This is a genomic window from bacterium, from assembly GCA_036382775.1.
Classification (GTDB): domain Bacteria; phylum Hydrothermota; class Tepidihabitantia; order SM23-42; family JAOAFX01; genus DASVHD01.
Genome location: DASVHD010000010.1, coordinates 14897 through 40546, shown reverse-complemented (window position 1 = coordinate 40546; position 25650 = coordinate 14897). Strand labels below are relative to the sequence as shown.

General features: G+C 53.8%; 16 protein-coding genes. 3 read left to right on the top strand and 13 right to left on the bottom strand.

Features of this window, described 5'->3' with window-relative positions; translation table 11 throughout:
- Positions 1-5 precede the first annotated feature (5 nt).
- The 5 genes from rpmE to hutU form a co-directional block, all read right to left on the bottom strand.
- Positions 6-242: a 50S ribosomal protein L31 gene (gene rpmE / locus VF399_01925; protein HEX7319098.1), complete on the bottom strand. Its 237-nt coding sequence runs from the start codon at positions 240-242 to the stop codon at positions 6-8.
- Positions 239-1498, bottom strand: a complete 1260-nt coding sequence (gene rho, locus VF399_01920; GenBank protein ID HEX7319097.1) for a transcription termination factor Rho — start codon at positions 1496-1498, stop codon at positions 239-241. Before rho ends, rpmE begins: the two co-directional genes overlap by 4 nt.
- Before the next feature lie 232 nt (positions 1499-1730).
- Positions 1731-2633, bottom strand: coding sequence for a quinolinate synthase NadA (gene nadA / locus VF399_01915; protein ID HEX7319096.1), 903 nt, complete (start codon positions 2631-2633; stop codon positions 1731-1733).
- A 5-nt stretch (positions 2634-2638) separates the two neighbouring features.
- On the bottom strand, positions 2639-3523 hold the full coding sequence (locus VF399_01910) for a M23 family metallopeptidase (GenBank protein HEX7319095.1): 885 nt from the start codon (positions 3521-3523) through the stop codon (positions 2639-2641).
- A 234-nt stretch (positions 3524-3757) separates the two neighbouring features.
- Positions 3758-5449, bottom strand: a complete 1692-nt coding sequence (gene hutU, locus VF399_01905) for a urocanate hydratase (GenBank protein ID HEX7319094.1) — start codon at positions 5447-5449, stop codon at positions 3758-3760.
- 107 nt (positions 5450-5556) lie between these two features.
- On the opposite strand from hutU, the gene VF399_01900 reads away from it, so the two are divergent.
- The 3 genes from VF399_01900 to VF399_01890 all read left to right on the top strand — a co-directional run bounded on the left by VF399_01900 (position 5557) and on the right by VF399_01890 (position 10581).
- Positions 5557-8358: a hypothetical protein gene (locus VF399_01900; protein HEX7319093.1), complete on the top strand. Its 2802-nt coding sequence runs from the start codon at positions 5557-5559 to the stop codon at positions 8356-8358.
- Positions 8359-8469: 111 nt separating this feature from the next.
- Complete coding sequence (locus tag VF399_01895) at positions 8470-9612, top strand: ABC transporter substrate-binding protein (GenBank protein HEX7319092.1); 1143 nt, start codon at positions 8470-8472, stop codon at positions 9610-9612.
- A gap of 3 nt (positions 9613-9615) precedes the next feature.
- Positions 9616-10581 (top strand): PH domain-containing protein, encoded by a 966-nt coding sequence (locus tag VF399_01890; GenBank protein HEX7319091.1) that lies wholly within the window; start codon positions 9616-9618, stop codon positions 10579-10581.
- Positions 10582-10589: 8 nt separating this feature from the next.
- On the opposite strand, the gene VF399_01885 is transcribed toward VF399_01890, so the two are convergent.
- From VF399_01885 to VF399_01850, 8 genes are all read right to left on the bottom strand, one after another.
- Positions 10590-11228 (bottom strand): zinc-ribbon domain-containing protein, encoded by a 639-nt coding sequence (locus tag VF399_01885; protein HEX7319090.1) that lies wholly within the window; start codon positions 11226-11228, stop codon positions 10590-10592.
- Positions 11218-11811, bottom strand: a complete 594-nt coding sequence (coaE, locus tag VF399_01880; protein HEX7319089.1) for a dephospho-CoA kinase — start codon at positions 11809-11811, stop codon at positions 11218-11220. The genes VF399_01885 and coaE overlap by 11 nt, the downstream gene beginning before the upstream one ends.
- Positions 11812-11911: 100 nt before the next feature.
- Positions 11912-13153, bottom strand: a complete 1242-nt coding sequence (gene fabF, locus VF399_01875) for a beta-ketoacyl-ACP synthase II (GenBank protein ID HEX7319088.1) — start codon at positions 13151-13153, stop codon at positions 11912-11914.
- A 6-nt stretch (positions 13154-13159) separates the two neighbouring features.
- Positions 13160-13393 carry an acyl carrier protein gene (gene acpP / locus VF399_01870; GenBank protein HEX7319087.1) on the bottom strand — a complete coding sequence of 78 codons (234 nt, stop codon included), beginning with the start codon at positions 13391-13393 and terminating at the stop codon, positions 13160-13162.
- A gap of 70 nt (positions 13394-13463) precedes the next feature.
- Positions 13464-14195, bottom strand: coding sequence for a 3-oxoacyl-[acyl-carrier-protein] reductase (gene fabG, locus VF399_01865; protein HEX7319086.1), 732 nt, complete (start codon positions 14193-14195; stop codon positions 13464-13466).
- Positions 14196-14302: 107 nt separating this feature from the next.
- A complete protein-coding gene (locus VF399_01860) occupies positions 14303-18811 on the bottom strand; it encodes a C25 family cysteine peptidase (GenBank protein HEX7319085.1) in 4509 nt (1502 codons plus the stop codon).
- A 97-nt stretch (positions 18812-18908) separates the two neighbouring features.
- Positions 18909-22487, bottom strand: coding sequence for a M6 family metalloprotease domain-containing protein (locus VF399_01855; protein HEX7319084.1), 3579 nt, complete (start codon positions 22485-22487; stop codon positions 18909-18911).
- A 260-nt stretch (positions 22488-22747) separates the two neighbouring features.
- A complete protein-coding gene (locus VF399_01850) occupies positions 22748-25636 on the bottom strand; it encodes a FlgD immunoglobulin-like domain containing protein (GenBank protein HEX7319083.1) in 2889 nt (962 codons plus the stop codon).
- Between the last annotated feature and the right edge of the window lie 14 nt (positions 25637-25650).

Genomic DNA, 25650 nt, shown 5'->3' with positions numbered 1-25650 from the left:
GCGACCTACTCCGTTTTCTTTTTTCGCTTGGGCGCGACCTTGCTTTTCTTCTGGACCCTGGTCCTGAATTTTTCTACCCGGCCGGCAGAGTCGACGATCTTCTGTTTTCCCGTGAAGAATGGATGGCAGCTCGAGCACAGGTCCACGGACATCTTCTCGACCGTGGAGCGGGTCTCGACCTTGCTGCCGCAGGCGCAGGTTATGACGCAGGTTACATATTTTGGGTGGATCCCCTTTTTCATAATACCTCCTCGCTCATGGAATCCAGAAATTCTTTATTGTTCTTGGTCCGCTTCATTTTTTCGGTGATAAATTCCATCTGTTCAATGGTGTTCATTTCGGAAAGCAGTTTGCGCAGGACCCATAGGCGGTTGATCTCGAACTCGGAAAGCAGCAGTTCTTCTTTCCTGGTGCCTGACTTGTAAAGGTCCAGCGCCGGGAAGATCCGGCGGTCCTGCAGCCTGCGGTCGAGGACCATTTCCAGGTTGCCGGTGCCTTTGAACTCTTCAAAGATCACTTCATCCATGCGACTGCCCGTGTCGATCAGGGCCGTGGCGATTATCGTAAGGCTGCCGCCCTCTTCGATCTTTCGGGCGGCGCCGAAGAATTTCTTCGGTTTCTGCAGCGCGGTTGAATCCAGCCCGCCGGAAAGCGTTTTACCGGAATGCGGCACGATCGCGTTGTGCGCCCGCGCCAGCCTTGTCAAGCTGTCGAGCAGGATCACCACGTCTTTCTTGGATTCGACCAGCCGTTTTGCCCGTTCCAGAATAATCTCGCCCACCTCGACGTGACGTTCCGGGACCTCGTCAAAGGTCGAGGAAATGACCTCGGCCTGGACCGAGCGCTCGAAATCAGTGACCTCTTCGGGACGTTCATCGATCAGGAGCACGATCAGGTAGATCTCGGGATGGTTGGTCGTGATGGAGTTGGCGATTTTTTGGAGGATAACGGTCTTGCCGGCGCGCGGGGGCGAAACGATCATCCCGCGCTGGCCCTTGCCGATGGGCGTGAACAGGTCTATGATGCGCATGGAAAGGTCGTTCTTTTCCGTCATTTCCAGATGGATCCGTTCATTGGGATAGAGGGGGGTAAGGTTGTCGAACAGGACCCTTTCGTGGAACTCAGGCAGCGACACTTCATTGATGAATTCGATCTTGATCATGGCAAAATACCGCTCGCCTTCCCGGGGCGGCCGGGCCAGGCCTTTTATGCTGTCGCCCACCTTCAGGTTGAACTTACGGATCTGCGAGATCGAAAGATAGATGTCATCCGGGCTCTGCAGGTAGTTGTAGTTCGGCGAACGCAGGAAACCATAGCCGTCGCCGTGGATCTGCAGGACGCCGTCGACCGGTACCAGTTCGGCGCGCTTGGTTTCGGCTTCGATGATGGCGTGGATCAAATCCGGCTTTTTCATGTCCGTGTAATTGGAGAGCCCCACATCCCGTGCGATATCATGAAGCTCCGTGACTTTCTTTTTTCTTAGTTCGGTTATCTCCATTAGGCACCTATCCTTTTATCTTGGTTATAATTTGATCTATGCAATCTGAGCATTTCTTAGTTTTTTTCAATAACCGGTTTTGCCAAAGATTACAGCATTAAATTACATACCAGCGATCACCGTCACCTTCATTCACGATTTATCGGAAGAACTGCCTGCACTTGCTCGGTATTACATAATACAAATCTCAAATCTATTAATGATTATATATATATTTCATTATTTGTCAATACTAAAGTGCAACCATCCGCTCGATGACCCTATATGCTTTCTTTCTTATTATTTCATCCACTGTTATCTCAGTGCTTGAGTCTTCGAGCGACCAAAGGATCTTTTCCAGGGTGGTGAGCTTCATGTTCGGGCAGAGGGCATAGGGATTGCCCGAAATGAACTTCTTGCCCGGCACCTCTTTTTGCAGACGGTGGAGCATGCCGATCTCGGTACCGATGATGAATGTATTCGCAGCGCTCTCCCGGGCGTAGGAAATCATCTGTGACGTGGAGCAGATCGCATCCGCGATCTCCTGGACATCAGTGCGGCATTCCGGGTGGACGACAACCCTGGCGCCGGGGTTTTTCGCTTTGAGTTTGGCGATACCGTCCTTGGAAAAGAGCATGTGAGTCGGGCAATAACCGTTGTATAGGTGAAAGGTTTTTTCCGGGACCGCTCGCGCGACATATGAACCGAGGTACTTGTCCGGCACGAAGAGGACCTCTGATTCCTTTAGCGAGCGCGCGACCTTGACGCCGTTCGCGGATGTGCAGCAGATATCGGCCATGGCTTTGATCTCGGCTGTTGAATTGATGTACGTTATAACCGCGGCCCGGGGATGAGCGTCCTTTTCTCGTTGCAGGCGCTCCGGCGTGATCATATTGGCCATGGGACAACCGGCATGGATATCCGGCATGAGCACCAGCTTTTCCGGGTTGAAGATCTTCGCGGTTTCGGCCATGAAATGGACCCCGCAAAATACGATCGTACTGGCCTTCACTGCCCGCGAAGCCTTGGCCAGTTCAAGGGAATCGCCGACCTGGTCGGCAATATCCTGGACTTCGGGCAGCTGGTAATTGTGCGCGAGGATAACCGCGTTGTGCTTCTTTTTAAGCTCCTGGATCTTTTTTACCAGACGGGTCATGCGGACTAATCAGTGATCGAACCGGATGTTAGGATGTAATTGATGGGATTGACCGGGATACCCGAAACACGGACTTCATAATGGAGATGGGGGCCGGTCGATTTTCCCGTATCACCGAGGAAGGCGATAATGTCCCCGCGTTTGACCACGCTGCCTTCGGTCACATTGGCGCGCTGGCAGTGGGCGTAGATCGTGGTATAACCAAAACCATGATTGATCTCGACCGTCAGGCCAAAACCCGGTTTTTCGACGACCGATTGCACGGTACCGCTGGCGGGCGCCACGATCGGTGAGCCGAGCGGTCCGGCCAGATCAATGCCCTCGTGCATTTTAATGGTCCCGGTGAATGGATCAAGGCGGTACCCGTAGCCGCTGACAAACCAGCCCTGGACCGGTACGATGGACGGCGTGTGGTCACGCAGCTGCGATTTATCGCCGACATGCTCGAGCAGTGCCCTGTAGCTTTCGCCCTGCTTTTCAGCGCGGATCAGGAGATTGTCGAGCAACGGCGATAATAATCTGAGGTCTTTTATGTCGCCGACGCTGTCCTGAACACCGGCGGTCCCTGTTTTCTGGATGTTCTGATCGACCGGTTCGAGCTGAGCATAGACCCTAAGCCTGGTGTCATACGATTCCAGGCTGTCGATCATGGTGTTCATGGTCTGGACCTCGGTTTCAAGCTTCTTGAGTTCCCTGCGGACTACGTCATTTTCCTGGTTCAATTGCTTCAGCCTCGTGTGGTCGACTTCATTGACGGTCACGTTAAGCAGGTTATAGACAAAAGCGATGACGATGGTCGCGACCACGACGGCACTTGTGACCATGATCCAGAAATGCAGCGAAAAGGTCAGCAGTTTATTTCTCTTGCCGGAAACTACAATAATTTCCATTTAATGGTTCCAGTGGTATTATAACAAATAACAAAAGGCTGTCAAGATTTAGTTCCCAATATTTTCAAACGCTAATTCATTATTATCCCCCCTCCCTGGATGGGAGGGGACAAAGGGGAGGGTGAAATATCGTGAAAAAAACTACACTAAGCTATAATATTCACCCCCACCTTTATCCTCCCCCATCAATGGGGAGGAGGCACACTATAAAAAATAAGATAAGAAAAAATTTGCCTAAGCGGAAAATATCGGGATCTTTATTTTGTGCTTTTTAGCGAAGGCGATCGCCTCCGGATAGCCGGCATCGTAATGCCGGGCGACGCCTATGCCCGGGTCATTGGTCAATACCCGCTGGATCCTTTGCGCCATGCTGGCAGTGCCGTCGCAGACCAGCACCTGGCCGGCGTGGATCGAATAGCCGATGCCCACGCCGCCGCCATGGTGGACCGAGACCCATGACGCGCCGGAGGCGGTATTGAGAAGCGCGTTAAGCACGGGCCAGTCTGCGATCGCATCCGAACCGTCCTTCATCCCTTCGGTCTCGCGGTACGGCGATGCCACGGAACCGGCGTCCAGGTGATCCCGGCCGACGACCACGGGCGCCTGCAGGACGCCTTTTTGCACGAGCCGGTTGATCTCAAGACCGAAGCGGTCCCGCTCGCCATAACCGAGCCACATGATGCGGGCGGGCAGGCCCTGGAACGGGATCTTTTTTTGCGCCAGCTCGATCCAGCGCCGGACCGAAGGATTATGCCCGAAGAGGTCGAGCACTTTGCGGTCCAGGACCGCGATATCGCGCGGATCGCCGGACAGCGCCGCCCAGCGGAACGGCCCTTTGCCCTCGCAGAACAAAGGCCGGATATATTCAGGGACGAACCCCGGTATGACAAAGGGATTTTTCACGCCGGCTCTATGCGCCTGGCCGCGGATGTTATTGCCGTAATCGAACGTGACCGCTCCTTTTTTCTGCATGGCCAGCATTGCCTCCACCTGGCGGGCCATGGATCCAAGGGCTTTATTCTTATATTCTTCCGGCTTGACGCCGCGCAGGTGCAGGGCGTCGCGCAAGGACATGCCCCCTGGCACGTAACCGTTCAGTTCATCGTGGGCCGAGGTCTGGTCGGTAAGAATATCCGGGATGACATCCCTCCGGACCAACTCCGGTTCGATGTCCGCCGTATTACCGACGAGTCCGATCGACAGCGGGATTTTTTTCCGGACCGCGTCCGTTACCAGCTTAAGCGCCGAGTCGAGGTCCGATGTCATAGTATCACAAAAACCCTGTTTGATACGGCGTTCGATGCGCCTGGGGTCGATCTCAATGTCCAGGATCACACCGTCGTTCATGGTCACGGCTAGAGGCTGGGCGCCGCTCATCCCGCCCATGCCGCCGGTCAAAACCCATTTGCCTTTCAATGATCCGCCAAAATGCCTGCGGCCGCAGGCCGCGAAGGTCTCATATGTGCCCTGGATAATCCCCTGGGTGCCGATGTAGATCCAGGAGCCGGCCGTCATCTGGCCGTACATGATAAGGCCCAGAACCTCGAGTTTCCGGAAATAGTCCCAGTTCGCCCATGCCGGCACGAGCAGGGAATTGGCGATGATCACGCGCGGCGCGTGCTCAAAGGTCTCAAACACCGCGACCGGTTTGCCAGACTGGACCAGCAGGGTCTCGTCGTTTTCCAGATTTTTTAATGTTTTAACGATCGCTCGGTAACATTCCCAGTTCCGCGCCGCCTTTCCACTGCCGCCGTAGACGATCAGTTCCTCCGGGTTCTCCGCGACATCGGGATCGAGGTTGTTCATGAGCATGCGCAGGGCGCCTTCCTGCTGCCAGCTTTTACAGTGGAGTTTGGTGCCGCGCGGCGCGCGGACCGGCTCGTAAACAAACTGTTTCAACTTTTTAAGGGTTTTTATTCTTTTCATCGGGCCTCGCTTGATGATGTATTGTATCAAAAAGTGAGAGCCTTGTCAATGCAAAGACGGAATAAACCCTTTAATTGACACTTCCGTCTAATTATATATAATATAGCATGAACCTATTACTTAGCTTGTTAATTGTCACCCAGTACTTCGGCCAAAACAAGGTCCAGTACCGGGACTACGATTTCAAGATTTTTAACACGGAGCATTTTGATATTTACTATTATCCCGGCGGCGAAGACCTCGCAGCTTTTGCCGAGGATGTGCTCGAGGACGCATACCGCCGGTACAGCGAAGACCTGGGTACCGAGGTTGATTTCCGGATCCCGGTAATCCTGTATAATTCGCCCAACGATTTCTCCCAGACCAATGTTACGCTGGAACTGGTCGAGGAATCGGTCGGCGGTTTCACCGAGATCCTCAAGAACCGGATGGTTATTCCGTTCTCCGGCGATTACAAAGATTTCCGGCATGTGCTCGCCCATGAACTGGTGCATGTTTTTGAATTCACGATATTTTTCCCGTCGAAACTGGAAGCGCTGGTGAGCGGCGACATCTTTTATTCGATACCGCTGTGGGCGATGGAGGGATTGGCGGAATTCGAGTCGATCGGCTGGGACGAGGAAGCCGATATCATCATGCGCGACATGATCATGAACAACAACGTGGTCATGCTGGATATCCTGGGCATTTACGGCGGATATATCGTCTACAAGGAAGGCCAGGCTTTCTATTACTATGTGGCTGAAAAATACGGCCGGCAGAAAGTCGGAGAATTCGTGCACATGCTGAAGAACAAAAAGAACCTCGAGGCGACTTTCGTGAGCGTCTTTGGCGTTACCGTCGATGATTTCAACAAGCGCTGGGTCAGATTCTATCAGCTCAGATACTGGCCGAAGATCGGTCTGCAGGAGAATTTCGATGAATTCGCGCGGATCGTTTATGATCACAAGAAAACGAACACGCTTTACAATACTTCGCCGGCGATCTCGCCCAACGGCGATAAGATCGCCTTTATCAGCGACCGGACCGGCGTCGCCGAGATCGTCATCATATCGAGCATTGACGGCCGAATTCTCAGGAGGCTGGTACGGTCCGAATATGCTTCGGGTTACGAAGGCTTGCACCTGTACCAGGGCGGATTGACGTGGTCGCCGGATGAAAAATACATTGCCTTCGCAGCCAAGTCCCGGGGCGAGGATGTCCTGTACATCCTCAACAGCCAGAACGGCCGCCAGTTCAAGCGGTTCGCTCTGAAACTGGACGGGATTTACTCGCCGACCTTTGCGCCGGACGGTGAAAAGATCGTATTCTCCGGGATGAAAGATTCGTATTTGGATATCTATATTGTCGATATCGCTTCCGGCCGCTATGAGAAAATAACGGACGATATCTATGCCGATAAGTACCCGGTGATGAACGAGCACGGTTCGGTCCTGTTCGTGTCGGACCGTCCAGATTCCTCGGAAGAATACCCGTACGGAGCGTACGCACTGTTCTTATCCGGAGAAGGGGAATTCAGTCGGTTAACGCCGAGGGTCGGGTATGTCGCGTCGCCGTTCCTGGCAAAGGCAACCGATGCCGGTACTGATTCCGGTATCTTCTTCACTGCCGATTATGATTCGGCATATAACCTGTACTTCTATTCGTTCGCGGACCAGCGGATCACAAAACGGACCGATATCCTGACCGGGATCTACTATCCCTCGATCAGCGCGGACAGCAAAAAGATCGCGTTTAGTTATTTCAACAATTATGGATATGACATCTGCGTAGTCAAGGAGCCGCTTGGCAAGATGACCGATACGCAGGTCAAGGATACGCTGGAAAGCGAATACTCGTACGAACCGACCGAGCTCGACCAGGACCGGATACGGAATTACCGGCCGCACTTCACCTTTGATTACTTTACTGCCAGCGCGTCGTACTATTCACCACTGGGTCTCTCCGGAATGAGCGAGATCGGTCTGAGCGACATCCTGGGAAATCACCAGATCGGCCTGGCGGCGAACATCTACGGCAGCCTGACCGATTCGGACATCTACCTGCGCTACTGGTACCTGAAGAAAAGAACCGATTTCGGCCTGGCGGCATTCCAGTATCTCAATTATTTTGGTCAGGACAACGATCTTATAATCTGGCGGTACTTAGGCGGCGGCGGCATGGCCCAGTACCCGCTGGATCGTTTCATCCGGCTCGAATTCGGCTTGTACGCCTATAAAGTGCTGGAGACACGGTGGATCAATTTTTTCCCGGATTACATATCTGATCTTAACGTAGATACGTCCTATACATTCTTCTACCCGAGCCTGGCTCTTGTCTTCGACAATGCCAAGTGGGGAGATACCGGGCCGAATGACGGTCGGCGCGTAAGATTGGAAGGATACACGACCATCTTGAGCGATTTTGATATCAAGAGCGCGGTGCTCGATTACCGCCGGTACTTTCGGCTGACGCCCCGCGCTTCGCTCGCGGCGCGCCTGGTGCTGGCCGGTAGCTTTGCCGACACGGTCGATATCTGGTCGATGGGCGGCGCGGGTTCCCTGCGGGGATTTGATTATTACACGTTCAACGGTACGAAGCTCGGTTTCTTTAACTTTGAGTATCGTTTTCCGTTCATTGATCGGCTGAAGATCGCGTTCCCCCTGCCCATGGAGATCACCAGCATCCGGGGAGCGCTGTTCGCCGACCTGGGCGGAACGTACTCGGATTCGTTCAAGATCTATGAATGGGATCACGGCTTGAAGCTCAAAGACTTGTACATGGGCGTTGGCGGAGGTCTCAGGTTCTATTTCCTGTATACGATCTTCAAACTGGACATGGCGCGGGCGACCAATTTTAAGAGCTGGACCGACGAGCACGGCCGGCGCTCATCCTGGAAATTCTACCTGACCCTGGGCTCCGAGTGGTAGTTCATTAAAATCGCTAAAAACGTTAGTATCGTTAGGTTCGTTCATATCGTTAATTCCGCAATTATCGTTTTTTTTCTGACAACCGGTTGCGGCCGGGAGCACAAGACGACCGTGACCTTCTGGCATGTGCTGAGCGGACCGGTGGGCAAAAAGCTTGATGTCATGATCAATGATTTCAATATCGCGCATCCTGAAGGTGAAATAAAATCCGTACAAATGGGTTCCTATGACGCTCTGGCCCAGAAACTCATGGGCGCGCTAGCCGCGAATGACCCGCCCGTGATCGCCCAGATGTACGAATCATGGACCGACCAATTCTACCGGGCCGGCTATTTGTTACCGGCGCAGGATCTGCTTGCCGGAGACACCGGGTTTGCGCTGAACGATATTTACCCGGTGTTCATTGAGGACAATATCTATGATTCGATGCTCGTGACGCTGCCGTTCAATAAAAGCGTTCCGGTATTCTACTATAACGCCGACCAGCTGCAAGCGATCGGCTATCAAAATTTCCCCGGCGACTGGGTTGGTTACCGACGTTTATGCGAAAAGATTGACTCGACCGGAGTCTGGGCGACAAGCTGGCCGGTCGATGTGTGGTATTTTTCCACGATGCTTTACCAGTCGGGAGGCGCGCTGTATGACGTGGCAAACCACCGGCCGTTGTTCAATTCACCGGAGGGAGTCAAGGTTCTGCAGTATCTTTGCCGCCTTGTGCGGGACAGCTTGTTTTACCTCAACCCGGGGTTCCAGCGGCAAGACGAATTCCTTGCCGGCAATGTGGCGACGATCCCGGCGTCGGTCGTGTCCTGGGCATTCATGAAGGACCGGCCGTCGTTCACCATGGGCGTCGCGCCGTTCCCACAGGGCGAGCTCAAGGCGGTCGTGATCGCCGGCACGAACATTGGATTTTTCAGAAATATTTCACAAGCCCAGAAAAAATTGGCATGGGAGTTCGTGCGCTTTTTTCTCCAGGCCGCTAATCAGGCGCGGTGGTCTGCCGCCACCTACTATCTGCCGGTGCGGAGGTCTGCCACGATCCTGCCGGAATACCAGAAATTCCTCGATGAAAATCCGGCTTACCGGAAAGTGCTAGAGCAACTGGATTATGCCCGAACCGAACCGAAAACACAAGCGTGGTTCACGGGCAGGATATACCTTGGTGAAGCGCTCGAAGAGGCACTCAGACTGGAGCGGTCGCCGGAAGATGCATTGAACAATGCCGCTCACCGGCTCATCATTGAACAGGAGTGATCAATGGAATTCAAAACCGCAAAACTAGACACCGCAGCAACGGTGATATCCGCTTTTACGACCGTATTTCTGGCCGTGATGGCGGGTTTTTTTATCGTGAAAGTCCCGATCGGCATTATTTTCGCAGCCGGTATGATGTCGATCGTGGTCTTCAGTTATCTTCTGGCGCCCCGAAGGTACCGCTTTGAAGGATCGAAACTCGTGATCGAAAAGGTTTCCGGAAAAAAGATCGTGATCGATATAGCCGATATCAAAGGTTATAGCCCGGTGGCCGACTTCAGGCAGTTAAAACCTATACGATCGTTTGGGAACGGCGGGCTATTCGGATACTACGGGTTATTCTCCACGCGCGAGTACGGGACGATAAACTGCCAGCTGACGAGGTTGAAAAAAATATTTCTCATCGAAACAATCCGGGGATATTATGTGGTCAGCCCGGAGGATGCGGACCGGTTCGGAGAATATATGCACAGCACGATCAGCGGTATGACAGGAAAAGTACTGCCTGCCCAGCCCCTGGTGCGCGCCGCGTCAAAGCCGGCAAGCCTGGCATATCTCCTCATCCCTGACCTGATCATGGCCATTACGATCATCATGGTGATCCTCTGGTACCCCCAGCTGCCGGATAAACTGGCGACTCATTTCAATTTTCAGGGAGTGGCTGACGGTTGGAGCCCAAAGACGGCGTTCATCTGGATGGGCATCGTTCCGCCGGCGGTGATCTTTGCCTTCAATACGATCCTGTTCGTTATTCTCCGCTCGCACTACCATGATCCTCATATCCCGGCTTTCCTGGTGCTGCTTTTCTCCCTGATCCAGGCATTTCTGGTCTTTGTCACTTATGACATCTGCTGGTTCAACACGCGCGGGGTTCATATCGTGCCGATTCATTACGCAGTGATCGTATTTTTGGGGTTAGTTGGGATCTTTTTCTGGGTCTACTACAACCGGATCCGAAAGCCCGGTTGATTTTTCGCTTATTTAAAGAGTTCTTTGCCTTTGCCGACGACCTTGTTCAACTGCTCTTTGAAGTAATCGGTGCTTTCCACAATGTGCTTGGGGATCTGCTGACAGTAGTATTCCCAGGACCGCCGGATCTCAGAGCCGAGCAGCTGAACCAGCGTACCATTTCTTAATCCCTGTTCCACTTTTGTCTGGTTATAAAGGACAAGATCCGATGCCAGGGCTTTGGCGAGCCGTTTTGCCCGTTCATGCCATTTTTTGTCTTCCGCGCTTAGCTGTCCTGCTGGAGCCGGAGTCGGTTGCACCACCACGGGCACTGGTTCATGGATGAAGGTCGGCGGCGTGACATCAGGAGGGGATGGTGCAGGTGCAGGCGTTTCGATGATAGGCGCTTTTATTTCGGGTTTAGGCGGTTCTGGTTTAGGTGCCGGTTCCGGGATCGAAGGCGGCACGACCTCTGGTGTCTTGGGTTCTGGTATTGGAGGTGGAGGAACAGGTGCTGGCGCGACCGGTTCTACGACCGGTGGCGGAGCCGGTTTCTTTATGATAATGATATTCTGGCATTTGTGGCAGCGGACTTTTACTCCCGCGGGTGGAAGTTTATTCTCGTCGACGTTGTATCTAGTCTTACAGGACGGGCATTCAACAACCATGTTGGATCTCCTGATAGATCTTACGGCACTGTTTTTTCAGGTCCGCGATCGTACCTGTGTTCCGGATGATAAAATCAGCATACTTTGCCATATCCCGTTCCTTCTTTTGTACGTTAATAATATGCCAAAACGTGTCTTTGTCAATACCTTTTGCCAGTGACCGGCGTTCTTTCAGGTGGGTTGGCGCGCTGACCAGGATCATATAATCAAGATCCCTTAAGACATCTTTCCAGCCGAATAAAAGCGCGGCATCGATCACCAGAATGCCGGATTTGAAACGGCGGATGCGCGTCCGGAGCCGGGAAACCAGGGCCGGGTGGGATATCCGGTTGAGAAGCCGCGTGTTCTTCAAGCTGTTAAATGCCGCCTTTCGCATAAGTGGCACGCTGATCCTGTTCCCCTTCATGACCGAGGGGCCAAAAGCTTTTTTCAGCGCAGGCGCGATCAACGGTAGGATCTGCTTGCCGAGCCGGTCGGCGGATACGCAGGAAGCACCCCAGCGCTCCAGGTAGCGGGCAGCCGTTGTCTTGCCGCTGCCGATGGTCCCGCCAATACCGACGATCTTTCTCTTAACGCATTTCATGGTGATCCGGGGGTTAATTCATGCACAATACTACCGCCCTGGGGTTTGATCCGGCGGTGGTATATGTCCGCATGACCGCGCAAAAAGTTGTCGTTTCTATCTAAGGGAAACTTTTAATGCAGAGCGTGGCGTTATGACCGCCAAAACCCAGCGAGTTGGATATCGTGCAGTTGATCTTCGCGTCGCGTGCCCGGCCCGGAACAAGGTCCAAACCGGCGCATTCGGGGTCGGGGTTTTCCAGGTTCACGGTCGGATGTACTCGTCCATCGCGCATAGACATGATAGAAACGATCGCTTCGATCGCTCCCGCTGCGCCCAGCGTATGCCCGGTCATCGATTTTGTCGAATTGATGAGCAACTTTGAAGCGTGTTCGCCAAAACAGTTTTTAATCGCTTTGGCTTCATACTTATCGTTCAAGTCGGTCGACGTGCCGTGGGCATTGATGTAATCGACCTGCCCGGGGACGATGCCGGCTTCCTTGATCGCCCTTTCCATGGCCCGGCGCGCGCCTTCGCCATCCGGTGCCGGAGCCGTTATGTGATATCCGTCGCCGGTCGCGCCGAATCCGCAGATCTCGGCGTAGATCCGGGCGCCGCGCTTCTGGGCGAATTCCAATTCTTCCAACACGAGCGTCGCAGCTCCCTCGGCGATGACAAAACCATCGCGGTTCACGTCAAACGGCCGCGATGCTTTCTGCGGTTCATCATTGCGCCGGGAAAGAGCTCGCATGTTGGTGAATCCAGCCAGGGCGAATGGCGTGACCGGCGCTTCCGCGCCGCCGCTGATGACCATGACCGCGTTGCCGTTCTTGATTTCCCGGAACGCGGTGCCGATCGCGTGGGCGCCCGATGCGCAGGCCGAAACAGTCGTGTAGTTAGGTCCTTTCAGCCCATAGTGGATGGCGATGTATCCTGAGGTCATATCCGGTATCATCATGGGGATCAGAAAAGGTGAAACCCGGCTCGGCCCATGGTTCATAAATTTTGTGTGTTCCTCTTCCCATGTCAGCAGACCGCCGATACCCGATCCGATGATGACGCCGATATCCGCTTTGTCGCAGTTGTTGAAGTCGATCTTTGAGTCATTGACAGCCTCGACGGTTGCCCACATGCTCAACAGCACGCAGCGGTCAAGTCTTCTCGCCATTTTGGGGTCGACCCTCAGCTCGGGTTTGAAGTTTTTGACTTCACCGGCGATCTTTACGACATGCTTTGAAGTATCAAAAGACTTAATGTAATCGATGCCGCTCCTGCCTTCCAGCATGTTCGCCCATGAGGTCTTGACATCATCACCCACGGGTGTGATCGCGCCGATACCGGTTACGACTACGCGCTTCATAATCAATTATTATTTGGTTTTGGTTTCCAAAAACGACACAGCCTTGCCGACCGTATCCAGTTTCTGCGCTTCTTCTTCAGGTATCTGCAGGCTGAATTTTTCCTCGAACGCCATTATCAGTTCCACGGTGTCCAATGAATCCGCACCGAGGTCTTCGATGAATTTTGCTTCCAGCGTGACTTTTTCCGGTGGAACATGGAGTTGCTCCACGATTATGTTGCGTACATCGTCGAAAAGCGCCATTTTTTTCTCCTTTCCTTAATCCTTTCTTAACTTTTTCCTGCTTTACTTTCGAAATAAAACAGGTATGACATTACATTACCATACCGCCGTCAAGGCACAATACCTGACCGGTAATGTACGAGGCCGCGTCCGACGCCAGGAAGAGCGTGACCTGAGCCACGTCATCCGGCGTACCAAACCGCCCCAGCGGTATCAGTTTTATATACGAATTCTTCGCATCGTCAGATAAAACATCCGTCATCCTGGTCTGGATGAAACCGGGAGCGATCGCGTTGACCGTGATGTTCCGTGGAGCGAATTCTTTAGCGCAAGATTTGGTAAATCCAATGATCCCGGCTTTGCTGGCGGCGTAATTCGCCTGGCCGGCGTTGCCGGTCAGGCCGATGACCGAAGCGATGTTGATAATACGACCGCTGCGCTGTTTTAGCATGTGTTTGGACACGGCTTTGGTCATGAGAAAAGTGCCGGTCAGGTTGATCTTCAGCACCTTATCCCAGTCGCCCGCAGTCATCCGCAGGATCAAGCGGTCGTTGGTGATGCCGGCATTGTTCACCAGGACGTCGATCTGGCCATAGTCGCTCATGATCGTATTGATCGCATTGTTGATGTTGTCTTCGTTCGTTATGTCGAGCTCAAAGAAACGCGCCGCAGCACCGATCTCGCTAGCGGTTTTCGCGCCGGTGTTGGCGTCGATATCGCAGATCGCAACGCGGGCTTGTTCCCGGGCGAATGCCCGCGCAATGCCCGCACCGATGCCGCTGGCGCCGCCGGTTATTACGGCGACTTTAGATTTAAACGACATCTGGTATTGTATCCATTTTTTGAAACAATGTCAAGTACGCTTGGATCGGGATGTATGCATGAGGGACGGCCGAGGCTGCGGACCAGCGGCCATGCGCAAAACAGCTGTTATTTCAGCAGAATGGTTTTCTCGGTCAATGTCTTGAGACCTGCTTGGAGTCGTATAAAATAGATCCCGGCCGGTACTTCGCGGCCAGCATCGTCGGTACAAGACCAGATTATTTGGTTAAATGAATGATTAGTTAAAAGGCTATAGTGCTTTACAAGGCGGCCCGTTACGTCGTAGATGGAAAGGACCGGTTCTGCCGGCTGGGCGCCTTCTTCACTGGGGAAGACCAGCGTTATTCGCAATGAACCGCAAAACGGTGTGGGGAAAACACTGAGTGAGATCTGCGCGCCATCGTGATCGGGCCAGGTATTGGGGGTTTCCACCTGGAGATGGCCGGACTGGTAGGCGCCGGTGTTGTACTGGTCATACCGGAATTTTGGCCACTCGAAGTTAATGCCCTCCAGATCGAATACGAAAAATTTGAATCCGTTAGCCCCGGACATGAGCTCAAGACAGGAGTCATTGTCGATGTCATACGCTGCCGGCGACGACTCGACATAGCTGCCCATGCTGATCGGGAATCCGGGCACGGGATCGGCAGTGCTGGTATTGGCAAAAAGGCTCCATTCGGTCGAACCGTAGGTAATATCCATGAGATCGTTGCCATCCAGATCCGCGACGATGGGCAGGTTGTAGTCATGGTCCTCAAAGGGAGGAAATCCCGGGAGCTCATTGCCCAGCGAGTCCAGAGCCAGGAGTGTTGTGCTGTTGCCGCAGATCACCTCAGGATGTCCATCACCCGTAAGATCGGCAAAGATCGGACCCGCTTCCACGTCCCCCAGGTAATTGATCTGCTTTTGCCACAGGATGCTGCCCGAAGCATCGATGAAATGCACATAGTCGCTGGAGTCGGAATACACGCATATTTCAAGCTTGTCATCGCCCAGAATATTGCCCAGTACCGGCGAGTAAACCATGCGGCGCATGACGGGTATTGGGAAGGGCGGTAGATTCATGCCGTCATGGGTGAAAACAAAAAGCGAATCGCAGTCTTCCCCGCCGGGTACGACGATCTCAAGGAAGTTATCATTGTTGATATCGGCGATCGCGGGCGTGCCGCCGATCCAGCCGTACAGCTGCCGGAGCAGACCGCTCGCGTTATAAACGCCCTGACCATTATGATGGAACGCATATAATTCTCCGCTTTCGGTACAGACAAAGATCTCCAGGTCGCCGTCGTTATCAATGTCCGCCAGCACCGGCGACGATATGATCGAGGATAGCACTTTGGGCCAGCCCGGCAGAATTTCTCCCTGGTTGTCGACGGCATACAGGTTACCGTATGACCACGTCCGGACGGCAAAAACGATCTCCAGGGTGCCGCTGTTGTCAATATTGCCGATCGCCGGGGACGACCAGATCTCTCCCGTGGCCTGGTACAGTCTGCCGTCACCGGTGACCGGAGTGCCGTCGCAATGCCATGCGTACAGCCCTCCGTCTTTCGCGGTCGCCACGACCTCAAGACCAGCGTATGCCGGATCGATGTTGCCAAAATTGGGCGACGAGAACTGGTATCCATAGACCGTTGTCGGCCAACCCGGTTTCAACTGCGGGTTGGTCCAGATCCATGTCGTTTCAGAACTGCCGCTTTCGTTCATCGAAGAATCGACCGCCGTGACAAAATAATAATATTTTGTACGGTCCTGGACCGTGAAGTCTTCGAACATGGCGGTTGAATTGAGCGGGTTGCGGATAAAGGTATATGGACCAATCTCCTGGGTGGAACGGTAGATCCGGTAGCCAAATACGGCCGGGTCAGGGGTGTTGGCCACGACAATGGAGTGGGTTTTACCCCATGCCCAGACCGAATCCGGCGGTGGAGGCACTGCCAGCGTGATCTTTTGATTCATGATCTGCTCACCGTGGTACTTTAGATGCATGAAATATTCGGGTACGCCGGGATAAGCGAGAAGCACCTTGAACGAATCCGGATAAGGGGAAACGATGGCGCCGGGCTGCATGGGCGGGAAGATGACCAGGCTGTCGAGCATGACCAGTGTATCGGCGCTGACGGCCGATATCTGCGCGATTAATGAATCCGACGGCGCGCTGCCGGCATTCTCTAACGTCGGCATGATCGCGATCGTGTCGGCGCAATACGAGCTCGACTGTTTGAAAAGCCTGATGCGCGGGGACGAGCATTCCACCTGGAATGTATCGGCACCAGCAGTGCTCGTATAATTTATCGTCATGCACAGGTCTAACGAATGTTCGTCGGGCAGGGAAAAGGCGGTCAGGAAATGGTAAGGGATGATATTCTCTCCGGTCTGGCCCGGCAATATATTGGGATACGAGGTGCTGTCCGAGATCATGGTTATGAAAGTATCGGAACAGGCGATGCGCGCCCAGAGGTTCTGGGCGATCGCCCCACCGGTATTCTTCAGCGTAACATACAGGAAGATGTCTTCGCCGGGGTTAATGACGCCGTTATCGTTATGCAGGGAATCGACGATCCGGCTGGTATCATAGACCGCCCAGGGACCCGCGGGTTTTACGAAGACAGAGTCTATGTGGGTCACGTAACCGTGCTTGATAATGGAATATTTCAAGTAGCCGCTGGAGATCGTTTTGACCGGTATCTGGATAAAGCCGGAACTGCCCGAGTCCGTGATAAATACTTCGTTTTCTTTGTATAGGACCGCGGCAAAGGTCGTGGCAGGGTTAACGAGCAGGGCAATGGTATCGGCACCGACCTGCAATGTTTCCGGCGCTACCGCCACCAAAGCGAAGCGCGAGGCAAGCGTGTCCCAGACCGGGATCGCCGGATCGCCCAGCAGGTTGATCGAGAATTGAAAAACTCTTTTCCAATTGTACCATTGCGACGAAGCGATGTACGGTATCTTTTGGAATGCCTGCGCCGCGCCCAGGAGCGGATGACCAATCGTATCTGAATAGAGATAATCAAAAAGCGCTATGGTGAACGCCTCGTGGTCGTAGGCAGAACTGGAACTGGAAGGACCTATGAACCCGACACCGCCGCCGATCGTATCGCCGACGACCCAGTGTTCACCCAGGCAATCGACCTCGTACGGCCCGCAATAACACGTAATGATGACCATGAGCGGATAGGCAATATTGGTGAGCGAGTCGCAGAAAAAGGTCGTCATATTTTCACGGGGGTTGGTGCGGATCCGTGCCTGATTGATGTCGCCATGGCCCAGCAGGTTTATCATGCCATACGGCTTATAGATCTCGTTCTTGACCGCGGCCAACGGCTGCTCGTTGATGATCAGGGAATGAAACTCCGGTGGCACGTGCGCGCGCAGGCGCGTTGCCATATTATAAGCATCATTCGATGTGTAAAAATCAGAGGTGATGAAGAGCGCCTTGTCGGTCCACGATTTCACGGCCCCAGTGGAGGGAGACAGGTAATGCTTGAGCTTGTATAAGTAATTTTGGACCTGATGTCCGGACGTGGAGGGCAGCCGACCGACAAAAACGTCGGGATAAAAATCGATCGAATCTTCAACTTCGCCGAATTTATCGTCGCCGTCAAAATTCCAGCTGGTTCCCTGGCCTGCAGCTTCATTATCAAGGTCCGAGAAATAAAGGTCGGTCGCGATATGCATGGGATACTGGCCCATAAGCGGCGCGAACCAGACCAACCTTGTGGGGATGGCCGGCACATCGCCGCCCAGCAGGACCTGGCTGACACCCCATTTTTCAACGGCGTCGGCGATAAAATTGCGCAATTGTTCGGCATCGTCAATGCCGGTATAATGCTGTTTGACCCAGGTCATCGTCTTTAAGACCGCGTTAAACCCAAAGAGCTTTTTGAAATGCTGGAACTCTTCGTAGGCGGGAACCTGGTCCTCGGTGGTGATGATGAGGAGGTCCACGGGCGGCCCCAGCAGGGAAGGGAGCTCGGCCGGCGCGGCGTCTTCAGGGTTGGCGGCGATGCGCGAAGACGGGGCAAATGGTTTATTCTGCGTCAGGGAAGCGACGAATGATTCAAAAAAAGCTTTTGACCAGGCCGACTGCCGTAAAGGCGCAATGCCGCCGCCTGGTTTGGTTTCAATAATCACTTTTGCCTTCGTGAGCCGCTGCAATTTTCTGCCCGATCCCTGGTACCGGAAAAGCGCCAGGGAAAATTGAACGATGCGGTACCCGCGGAGGTTGCCGGATGACTGATCGATAATGGTCTGGCATGGATACCATTCGTCAGAATCGTACCGGGTTTGGTCAGGCAGCGTGAACGACTCGGGTTCCTCGATCGACGTGGCGGCTTGTTCGGGGAACAGGTAATATGTTCCGGCAATATCCTGCCAGACCTCTTCGACGATATTCACGGAACGCGCGCGTTCGTTGACAGGCAGGCAGTAAGAATAAGTTAGAACCGGGATCTCGGGAGCACCCGGATTGCCGGCGGTTATTGCGCTCTTGACCGTGATGCGGTCATAACCCAGGCGGGTTTCGATTTCATAGTCTGTCATGCTGACCGGAACGTCTATGGTCAGACCGAGTAAAAATGAATCAAAGATTATCAGCAATGCCAGATATTTTTTCATATGAAAATGATCAAAAAGTTTCCTTTTAGGCGATCGCACGCCAATTCTGTGACCCTCAGCGCTCCCCTTGCGGGGAGCGCTGAGTAATCTACCATTGTTACTTATTCAGGATGAGTTTCTGCGTTCTTTCGTAGCCTTGATCGGTCTCGAATTTCACGAAGTAAACACCGTTGGCGACGCGGCGGCTCTGGTTGTCGGTCAGGTTCCATATGGTCGTGTATTTGCCGGGAGTGAGTTTTCTGGCTGCCACCGTGCGGATGAGCGCGCCCAGCGTGCTGTAGATCTTAAGCGTGACCTTGCAATCCTGCGCCACTTCGTACTGCAGCGTAAGGCGTCTGCCCGTGATGCTCGGGGCGATGTCGTAGAAGAGGTTATGGTGTTTGACGTTGCCCGGGTTCTCCTCGATGCCCACGATCGGTCCGGCTGAGATCGAGTAACCAGGCGTAAAGCCGTGCCAGTTCACTGCCGAAACCCGGTACCAGTAATCGGCCTCGACCGGGCCGGGGAGCACGTCCATGAACGAATCCGATGCCACGCCTGAACCCGAGGCCGTGATATAGCCGACGCTGTCGCCGAGCGCTCCGACAGCGGTGGTCCGGTACACGATGTATCGCTCCACCTTTTCGATGGAGTCAGGGTTGGTCGAGTAATTCTTGTTATCCCACTTGACCTTGACACTGCTGCCACCCATACTGACGGCCGTGACATTGGACACTTCCGATGGCAGGACGATGGTCGTCACGTCGATTTTGAAGACCTCGGAATTCTCGATGTTCGTTGTCCAGAGATAGTATTTGTTGCCGCGGCTGTAAGGCAACATAGTATCCAGGGCGAGTAAGGGATTCTTTCCTTGGAAATCAATATCATAGCCCGGATACACGCCCCAGTGGTTCGGGTTCTGGATGGTAAGCAAAGTGTCGATCGATGTCGAAGCGCTGGCCGGCGCGCGTCCGCGGTAGATCTCGTTGGTGAACAGACAGATGCGCCACATACGCCAGCCGTCGTGCTCGATACCCCGGCCATTGCGCCAGTGATCCTGGGGGGCTAGTGTTCCCTCAGGGATCACCCACTTCCCCCGGCTGAGCGCGGTACCGGCTGATGCCGGTCTCGATTCGACCCGGAGCGATTCCTCGAACAACCCGGTAACGCCGTCTGCCAGATAGTAGACGTGCCAGTAGACAAAAGTGGAATCGTTCATATAGTTGATGGGTGCATATCTCGGCGGGAAGGTTACGCCTCTTACCCGTTTGATCTGCACGTTAGCCCAGTCGACATTGTAATGCCTGACCTTGGGAGTGACCGTGGTCAATGTCCTGGTCGTCTGGATAAGGGTATCGCCGTTGGACCAGTAGATATTTCCGTCAGCCGCGATATCACAGGCACCATTGTAACGCATGCCGGGATTCGCCGCAGAAGTAATGAGCGCGCCAGTGGGACTGAACTTGTATAAGCGCCAGGAACCCGCAAGCGGCGGCAGTGAATCGCCATCCGATAGAAATATCGTGTCCCTATACACTGATATTGCCAGCGGTTTGAAATCGGGATGGGTTACCGTGCTGAAGTTGAATCTCCAGGCGATATTAGTGGCATTGACCGGGATGCACAGCACTCCGGAATCTGCGTAGCCCGTAGCCCATACTTTGTATTTCAATTGCGCGGTGTAGTTGGGCGGCGTGTTGAAGCCGACCTGGACCACGTAGGGGTTTGAAGCGTCGCTGGCATAGGAATTATTTGCCATCGACGCGGCGATCGTCTTTCTCGCCGCGGGGACGATCGTTAGATAAGGATCGCTGGTATACAATGATTCCTGGACCGCGGTCGCAAGCGCGCCGCTGTTGTAGAATGTCAGGATCAAGGAATCTGTCTCGCCCGCGTTGAACAGGTTGTCCGCGCCGTTATTCGTACCGGAAGTGACCGGATCCTTTATGACGTAGGAATTAAGGCTTATTGCCGCCAGGGACCCTGTGTTTGTCATGCGGCTCAAGAAAAAGGACATATTATAACCTGTTTTGCTTATGCCTGTGACCGAAGGTCCCCAGCCAGCCGGTGTCGTACCCGAGCGCGTGTTCCTTCCGCAATTAGGGATCGTTGTGGAGTCGAACTTGGCGTACCCGTAATCAGCGGCAAACGGAGCAAAGAAGTCGTTCGGTGAGTATTTAACGGTATCTCTACCGGTAATCACTGATGATAGATAGTAGTACCAGTTGGGATCGAAGAGGTTGCGTTCCGTGAACAGCCGGTAATACTGGTAAGCGGGCGGACCATTGTTATAACGCGCGCCCGACATGTCAGTGCCGTCCCGGTGATATATCACAAGACCGCTTCTCGGCAGGCTGCTTTCATACCGGCCGGTCAACTGGCGGTTCTCCAGGAAGAACAGCTCACCCACGGAGCGCAGGGTGGTGTTCTGCACCATGATCACGCGCGGATAGTTCAGCGCGGTTCCGGGCTGGGAATCCAGCTGGGTGATGTTGTATTTCCCGCAGGTCGTCAATTCCGCCGAGTCCAGGACCGCTGCATTGCCTAGCCAGCCGCCGATCGAGCTCCATGAACCGTCGCAGTCATATTTCAGGTAACCGCACATATGTGAAGGATAGGCGCCGCCCGGGTTGCCGTTCCATGAGCCTGAAGACATAAGACAGAAAACATCGACGCCGTTGCCGTCATAATCGTAATCGTAAAGGTCGGGCGCGGACGCGAACTGGTGGAACAATTCGTGGCAGAAAACGCCGAGCTTCGCGTTCTCGGGGATAACGACGGCGCGGTTCACCAGTTTGCCGTCATATGTCCCAAAAGAACCGGTGTATGACGCAGACCAGATGTCAGCGGTATTGCCTGATTCCTCCTCACCATACCCGGGATGGATGACAAACAACTGGTCGACGTCGCCGTCACTATCGAGGTCGTAATTTGCAAAATTGACATAGGCATTTGCCGCGGTGCATGCGTTTGAAATATACGTGGTAGTCGATGTGTTAGCTGCCGCTCGAGTCATGCCCGAACTCCTGATCGAATCGACGTCGCCCATCCATTTCAACTTGGCGTAGGTCGCTTCCCAGTAATAGTTGTTCATCGAGTAAACCGATGTATCTGGTACATAGGGGGGGACGCTGTCGCCAAAGGCAATGCCCATGAAATGCCTTCTCTCGAGGTTCGCAGCCGGCGTTTGTCCGACCGCATTCCATCCGAACCCCGAATCGCTAAATGCGCCTAAAAGGCAAATCAGCGCGTTCTGCCCGGTCAACGCCAGGATCCCGGTTTTTTCCTCATTGCTTGCGTTTTCTTTCCCCAGGCGCTTTATTTTGTTCTCATTGGCGATGACCGATGGCAGCCAGGTATTGATCACCTTATCCTTATTCTCAGGGAGCTTTGCGATCACCTCGGCTGAAGGCCTAATCGGTGTTTCATAGGGCGGCGCGCTTCGGTTGACGATGAATTCGGTCGGCGACAGCAAGCCGTTATCTTTTTTTGCGTACGTATACCAGCCGTTATTGTTTTGAACGATCGTATGGCCTTCCAGGTCTTCAAAAAAGTGATAATGCTCATCACCGATGAGCCTGGCCTGGAAACTGGATCCGTCCGGCTGGGTGAAGGTCTTAACCTCTTTCCAGTTGCTCGGAACAGCTAAGAGCACCAGGGGAAGAAGCATGAACATTAATTTAAGCGTATTCTTCATAAACAACCTCCTTGATTTTCTTTTTTAGCTTTATTCAATGGTATCACTACGATCCATTGTTCCTGACCACATGCTTACTTTTAGCAGGCTTAAGGACACCACCTCCTTTTTAAGATATTTATGTTCATTTTTCAAAGAACTGATCCAATAAAAAGATTTAAGTCTACCCTTTATCTTTATTTAATTAAGGGTAGCCCTTACCTTCATACCTATATTATAAAATTATAGGCACATTCTATCGCTTGTCAAGCCTTCAAACGCTAATGCGTCAGCACGATCTTCTGGCTTTTCCGGGCCTGCGAATTCTCATAGATGATGAAGTACACACCACTGGGTACCAGCCGGTCAGCATTGTCGTTTCCTTCCCAGGTGCAGGAGTATGTTCCTGGTTTGACCTTGCCTGAGTAGAGGTCCCTTACCAGCCGGCCGCTCAGGTCATAGATCTTAAGGAAAACGTGCTCTTCGGCAGGCGTTGAATATTGGATCCGGGTCCGGATACTGAACGGATTGGGTTTGATCTGGTTCAATGCAAACACCGGTCCGGGAACACCCGGGTTATTTTCCGCAACGCCGGGGATAACGCCGAGCCATCTGAGCACACTGACCATTACGGGTCCCCGCTGCGCGAACAATACCGGCGTACCGTCGATCGCCTCCCATGGGAAAGCGAAATAAACGACCCGGTAACCAGTGGCCGCGTCCTTGTACTTGATGGCTGCGCTGCCGCCTATCTGCCGGTAGCGGTACACCGAATCGGCGCCGGCAAGGGGGAAGATCCGGTCCTTAGAATCGGCGTTGTCGGCGCCGCCGATCCCGCCGATCGAGATCGTATCTTTATAGATATCGCCGACCGAATCGCCCGGCACAGTGATGGCTCGCATCTCGGTGATCATGCCCGAATCGAACTGGGCATGCAGGTAGTTCTGGTAGAAAGAAGTAGCGCCGATATCTTCGCCAAGGTTCTGGCTGGATATGAAAAGCTTCCCGCCGCGCGTGAAAAAGGCGGCGAGACTGTCCTGGTCTTTCGCAATGAGAATATTAGAGGTTTTTTGGGCGGTGAACCACACTACGACGGGAAAATTGTCGCCCATAAGATTCCGCGGCGAACCCCAGGAATCCGGCCATGTGAAATAACTGACCTGCAGGGAGTCGAGCGCTTTTTTATAATAGACCTCCATCGTGTCGCCGTTATCGTTGTCAACCAGCAGTAACGCGGGATTGACCGGTCCGATGATGAATGCATAGCCGGTCGGGTAATCTTCCGGGTCATAACCCATGTTCGGCATGGCAAAACTGTCCTGGGCTTCAACCCGGTAGGCGATGATCCGGCCGTAGTTCTGCACCGGTATCGACGCATAGTACTGGCTGGGCGTGCCGGTCGGATACATCGGCAGGATGTGCTGCTGGCCTGGAGATTCCCAAAAACACAGCTTCACGAGGCTGATACCGGAAGCGTCGGTCACGTTGCAGTAGATCTGGTATGGTCCGAGGAAGCTGGTATCAGCCCAGACGGTCGTATTGGTGATCACCGGCCCGGCCCGGTCGAATATTTGGAACGAATATGGCGATGCTGCGCCCCGGGGAGGCGAGCACGTGAGATTGATGCTGGGATAACTGTTGTCCCGGGCCATGAGATACCATTCGACCGTTGTTGACACGTAAGCCGGCGGCGGCTGTTCCGGGATGTGGAAGAAGAAGGTTTGGCCGTTTACGCTGTCATGCGCCATGGGGACATAACCAGCGCCGTTGACATTACAGTAAAGCGAATCTCTCGAGATGCCCGTCGAGTCGTAAATGTATGCCGAAACTACGAACGGTCCGTAATATCCCGTGTCGCTTAAAGCGGTGACGCTGTCGATCACCGGCGGCACGAATTCGTCGCGGCCCCGATAGATATAAGCTCGCCCGGTGCTGCCATCCGAACCGACAATGATATCGTCGAAACCATCGCCATTCAAGTCCCCGCAGCCGGCAATAGAAACGCCGAAACTGTTGTTCGGATCGGGCGCGTCCGCGTATGCTTCATAGACAGTATCAAATTCGGTCGCGTACAGGAATATTCTGCCGACGCCGCTGTTGTAATTTTTTGCGCCGACCGCCAGATCTGAATACCCATCGTTATTAACGTCGCCGACCGCGCTGATACTGGTACTAAAATTGCCGCCGTCCAGATCCCCGTTCAGGATATAATCCGGCGTTGTATCCTGCGACGTTTTGCCGAGAACGATATAGCATGCACCGCGGCCGCTATTGCGCTGCGGAATACCGATGGCGAAATCCTGCATGCCGTCGTGATTTATATCGGCGATGCTCGCAACCGAGGCGCCCAGTATCTCCCCTGACCCGCCTTGCCAGATCAGATCCGGGTTGATGTCCATGGTTGGGCTTCCGTAGAACAGGTATGCTTTGCCTCCCGAATAATAGGCGCTTGGCGCGCCCACCAGCAGATCATCCCAGGCATCGATATTGCCGTCCATCCGTCCAGTGGCGATCGCCGAGCCAAAGAGCTCGTCCGACCCGGTCCCGCTTTCACCCGCAAAGATCAGGGTATCGGCGGGTCCAGCCGCGCTGACGTCGGTGAACAGATAGATCCGGCCAGTGTTGTTCGAGCCGTCAAAATAGCAGGGAGCGCCGATCGCTATCTCCGGTGACGCGGTGCCGGTGAGGTTGCCGCACGCGACCGCGAATCCAAACTGCTCAAGGCTGCCGGTCGGGCAAACAAGGGTCAGATCAGCCGCCGTGTCGATCCCTGCTCCTCCAAAGTACACGTAAGTTTTGCCCACTCCGCCGTTATAAAGCCTCGCGCCGACGACCAGTTCCGAACTGCCGTTGCCGTTGAGGTCCGGGCAAAAGGATATGGCTTCGCCGAAAAAGCTGAAACCGGTTTCTCCTTTAAAGCGCAGGTCCGGGATGGTGTCGAAGCCTTCGCCGAAATAAACATAGACCATGCCTTCGTATCCCGGTCCGTCAAAATAAGAACCTACGACAATGTCGCCAGCGCCGCCGCCGTTGATGTCAACACCGCTGATCACGGTTTTGCCGTAATTAGATGGTCCGTACAATGTCGCCAGGGGTTCAAGCATGCCGGCGCTGCCATAGGCGATCTCTGTAAGCGCAACTGCGATTATCAATATAGTCAATTTTTTCATGTTTCCTCCCGGCT